Here is a 2520-nt window from a genome sequence, read left to right as displayed (position 1 = left end):
GAAACACAGAGATAAAACCCTGTGTTTTTACTTAGTGGACTATGACATTACTTTTTTATAAATTTGATTATTGTTTTGGCATAATCCATACAATTTGTTGAATGCGTACAATATATGGCGCCGTATCTTCAATAAGCAAATGATCTGGTTTCACATCTTTTAACTTACCTCTTACATTACCTCTTACAGTTTCAATAACCACATGTTTACCAATTACTGATTGTAATGTCTGATATACATAGGGATTAGGTGTACTTACCATATGTTGTTCACTCAAGTCATTTCCTTTCAAATAACTCATTCTATAAGACTCCTTTCTAACTTGCATTCTTTCTACTAATATATGATATAAATCTTATAAATATGCTAGAAGGATAATTCATTATAGGAACGGAAATAACATTTTAATAGGGTACGTTTTCTATTTCTACATTGCTCAAAAAATGATTTATATAAAGTTACTTTTGCCAATTAACAGGAGATGATAAAGGGATATTTTGAATGTACATCTAGTTTGTTCCTTTTAGGATATGTATGATTTTAAATACGCCCTTTATTAGAATAATACTCATACTTTTTTTGAGATTCCTTCGTAATACGTGCATTAAATAAAATTGCTAACAATAAAAACACTCCATATTTTCCTCCTGTAGCTCCTATGATAATTACACTACTACAAACAAGTATAATTAATAGGATAAACGAAACTGAATAAATACGGTCATAATTCTTTGACATCTTTTCGTATTTTATGCGTTCTTTCCTTGCATCCATCTAAATTCCTCCTTTAAATTATCCATGTCACTATCAAATACATTTCGTCCTAAAAAAGGAAACAATATATCGTTATATAAATTAGTTTGTTTTTTTATCAACTAATTTATATAACGTAAAAAGAAACCCTACCAATATTAAGCTTTCTACCATGATAATCCAAACCCTCTCCTTCCTTTTAAACCCAACACCTTAAATAAAAGTAGCAGCAAACAAAAAGGATCCTCCCTTCTCTTAAAGGCTGATCCTTTTCTTCTTGCATGAAACTATTTTTAGCTATTCTTGATTAATTAGAATGACAGCTGGTCCATCTACACGAATTCCACCAACTTCGATTTTTTCATAAGGCTCAACTGTAATAGAGATGATCCCTTCTCGCTTCTTTAATTCATTACTTAATTCTTTTGTTAACATTTTTTTCAGGTGTGAACTCCTTCTTATTACTTAATTTACTATTTGTATGTAAATAAAATTTAAAATGGTTTCCTGGTCTGGAAACCATTTTTTTGTAGTTGACCATATAGCGTTACCAGTTCGTTTATCAATTTTACGTAAAGAAGATAAACAATTACTAAACACTGTCTCATTAGATGTAAGAAACTCTTAAAGATAGCGGTTAAATTGATTGTTTTTTCTTCTAGAAATAATGACTTAGATAGTATATTACCTAAAACAATGAAAGCCCTACCTCTCTTTCATCCTTACGGCTCCTCGTCCGTGCCAGTGTGAATCAGGATTGCAAAAATCAAGTGACTATTTAATTGAGTTATTTGATGAAATTTCGAACGTTTGTAAAAAAAATTTGAAAATAAAAATGGATTAGATTGAAGTAATAACAAAAGAGGTTCCTACTCTAAAAGTGAGTTGAAGAAATTGAATGTCTTTGAAATGATTCGCTTTTAATACTCATCATATTCCCGAAAGATTTAGAATGTTTTCAGAGGATATAATACATTATTTATAATGAACCTTAACAGAAACTTTTTATTTGATTTTCAGTGATTCCTTTAATTAATTCTAGTTCACTGACCAAAAATCTATATGCATCATCCAACAATTTTTTTTCGCTTGTATTGAGTGCTTTTTCTTTCTTCATACGCATTAAATCCCGTACAACTTCTGTACCTTTTTGTATTTCACCTGTTTTTATTTTGTCCGTGTTCACTTTATGCCTTTGTTTCCACGGCAGTAATTTACAGGATTCTTCATGCTGAAAAATGTGTATAATGTGTTTTAATGCAAGTATATCAGTAACTGGGCGTATATTCGAATTCAATATTTTACCCGTAGGAATCATGACTTGCATATTACTGATTGACATTTTTATGACATAATACTGTTGTTTTTTTCCTGAGAATTCTTTTTCTACTATGGCTTCAATTATACCTGCTCCGTGCATTGGATAAACAATGTTATCGCCAATTTGAAACATATAATCCACCTCCATATATGGTAACCTTCTCAAGCTTAACACATATGTTGTTTTTTATCAAATATTTTATAATATCATAAAATTATTTTTGTTGTCAATTCATTTTTTCTTTAAAAATCAAATTAAATAAAACTAGCACAAAAAACATAAGGAATGTGTAAGATTTCCAATAAAGGGAAGGGGAATTTCCCCTCGCATATTCTGAAACCTCTACTCATTAACGTAGATCTGTTTTCCCTTGAAAACGACCAAATCGATCCCTTATTTTTTTCAATCTTGTGTGGTACTCCAAAATCTCAATTCTTGCTTTTTCT

At 30.0% G+C, this 2520-nt stretch carries 4 protein-coding genes; all 4 read right to left on the bottom strand.

Annotation, left to right across the window (positions count from 1 at the left end; translation table 11 throughout):
• Nucleotides 1-67: 67 nt before the first annotated feature.
• On the bottom strand, nt 68-301 hold the full coding sequence (locus tag HMPREF2590_RS23305; protein WP_000120889.1) for a YuzF family protein: 234 nt from the start codon (nt 299-301) through the stop codon (nt 68-70).
• Between the two features lie 239 nt (nt 302-540).
• Nucleotides 541-774, bottom strand: a complete 234-nt coding sequence (locus HMPREF2590_RS23300) for a hypothetical protein (RefSeq protein ID WP_000340037.1) — start codon at nt 772-774, stop codon at nt 541-543.
• A 276-nt stretch (nt 775-1050) separates the two neighbouring features.
• A complete protein-coding gene (locus HMPREF2590_RS23295) occupies nt 1051-1197 on the bottom strand; it encodes a BC1881 family protein (protein WP_000738547.1) in 147 nt (48 codons plus the stop codon).
• Between the two features lie 547 nt (nt 1198-1744).
• Entirely contained in the window at nt 1745-2206 is a 462-nt protein-coding gene (locus HMPREF2590_RS23290; RefSeq protein ID WP_000486321.1) for a CarD family transcriptional regulator, read from the bottom strand.
• Nucleotides 2207-2520 lie beyond the last annotated feature (314 nt).

The sequence above is a fragment of the Bacillus sp. HMSC036E02 genome, from assembly GCF_001836235.1.
Classification (GTDB): domain Bacteria; phylum Bacillota; class Bacilli; order Bacillales; family Bacillaceae_G; genus Bacillus_A; species Bacillus_A cereus.
Note: the sequence above shows the minus strand (reverse complement) of the source record. Positions and strands in the feature narration are given on the sequence as shown.

Excerpts from the sequence above, each read along its gene's own strand:
- HMPREF2590_RS23305 (WP_000120889.1), bottom strand. The coding sequence starts at position 301 with ATGAGTTATTTGAAAGGAAATGACTTGAGTGAACAACATATGGTAAGT.
- HMPREF2590_RS23300 (WP_000340037.1), bottom strand. The coding sequence starts at position 774 with ATGGATGCAAGGAAAGAACGCATAAAATACGAAAAGATGTCAAAGAAT.
- HMPREF2590_RS23290 (WP_000486321.1), bottom strand. The coding sequence starts at position 2,206 with ATGTTTCAAATTGGCGATAACATTGTTTATCCAATGCACGGAGCAGGT.